This window comes from Burkholderia sp. E168m23, assembly GCF_016586125.1.
Classification (GTDB): domain Bacteria; phylum Pseudomonadota; class Gammaproteobacteria; order Burkholderiales; family Burkholderiaceae; genus Burkholderia; species Burkholderia orbicola.
In genome coordinates this window covers 1-1,243 of the sequence record NZ_BCPP01001400.1, presented here as the reverse complement: position 1 = coordinate 1,243, position 1,243 = coordinate 1, and the positions used below count along the sequence as shown (strand labels likewise).

Annotated in this window: 1 protein-coding gene; it reads left to right on the top strand. The window is 70.6% G+C overall.

Annotated elements, in window-relative coordinates; all coding sequences use genetic code 11:
• The coding region (locus tag JMF90_RS37640; protein ID WP_201326399.1) for a DUF2339 domain-containing protein at window positions 1–1,243 on the top strand (1,243 nt) is incomplete at both ends.

The following is a 1,243-nucleotide window of genomic DNA, read 5'->3' as shown; positions in this document are numbered from 1 at the left end:
CGGGATCATCGTGCTGTTCTTCGGCGTCGCGTTCCTGCTCAAGTACGCGGCCGACAACGACATGCTGCCGATCGAATTCCGCCTCGCGGGCACGGCGCTCGCCGCGGCCGCGCTGCTCGCGATCGGCTGGCGCGTGCGGGCGCGCCGCGCCGCATACGGCCTCGTGCTGCAAGGCGGCGGCGTCGGCATCCTGTACCTGACGATCTTCGCCGCGACCAAGCTGTATGCGCTGCTGCCCGTCGGCGCCGCGTTCCCGCTGATGGTCGCGGTCTGCGCGCTGAGCGCGTTCCTCGCGGTGCGGCAGAACGCGCTGCCGCTCGCGTTCATGGGCAGCGCGGGCGGCTTCCTCGCACCGATCCTGCTGTCGACCGGACAGGGCAACCACGTCGCGCTGTTCAGCTACTACGCACTGCTGAACGCGGGCATCTTCGCGATCGCGTGGTTCAAGGCGTGGCGCCCGCTGAACCTGCTCGGCTTCGTGTTCACGTTCACGATCGGCTCCGCGTGGGGCGTGACGGCCTATCGCCCCGCGCTGTTCGCGAGCACCGAGCCGTTCCTCATCCTGTTCTTCCTGATGTATGTCGGCATCGCGCTGCTGTATGCGGTGAAGCGCGAACTCGCGCTGCGACACTACGTGGACGGCACGCTCGTGTTCGGCACGCCGATCGTCGCGACCGCGCTGCAGGCGTCGCTCGTGAAAGGCATGCCGTTCGGGCTCGCGTGGAGCGCGGTCGCGCTGTCGGCGTTCTACGTCGCGGTCGCCGCATGGCTCGCGCGGCGCCGCGATCGCCTCGGGCTGCTGTTCGAATCGATGCTCGCGCTCGCGGTGATCTTCGCGACGCTCGCGGTGCCGCTCGCGTTCTCGGGGCCGACGACCAGCGCCGCGTGGGCCATCGAAGGCGCGGCCGTCGTGTGGCTCGGCGTGCGCCAGAAGCGCCTGCTCGCGTTCGGCTTCGGGCTGCTGATGCAGGTCGCCGCGGCCGGTGCGTTCTTCACGAGCCTGCTGAGCCCGGCCGACGCGACCGCGCTGCCCGTGCTCAACAGCCCGTATATCGCGATGCTGCTGATCGCGCTCGCCGGCCTGTTCACCGGCTGGTGGCTGCACGGGCGCGGCGAAGCGCGCGCATGGCACGCGTGGATGCCCGAGATCGGCGTCGCGGCCGCCGCGTGGGGGCTGCTGTGGTGGGTCAGCGGCGGGCTGCACGAGATCCTCGTCCACGCGAGCCGTCACGTCGACCTGCAT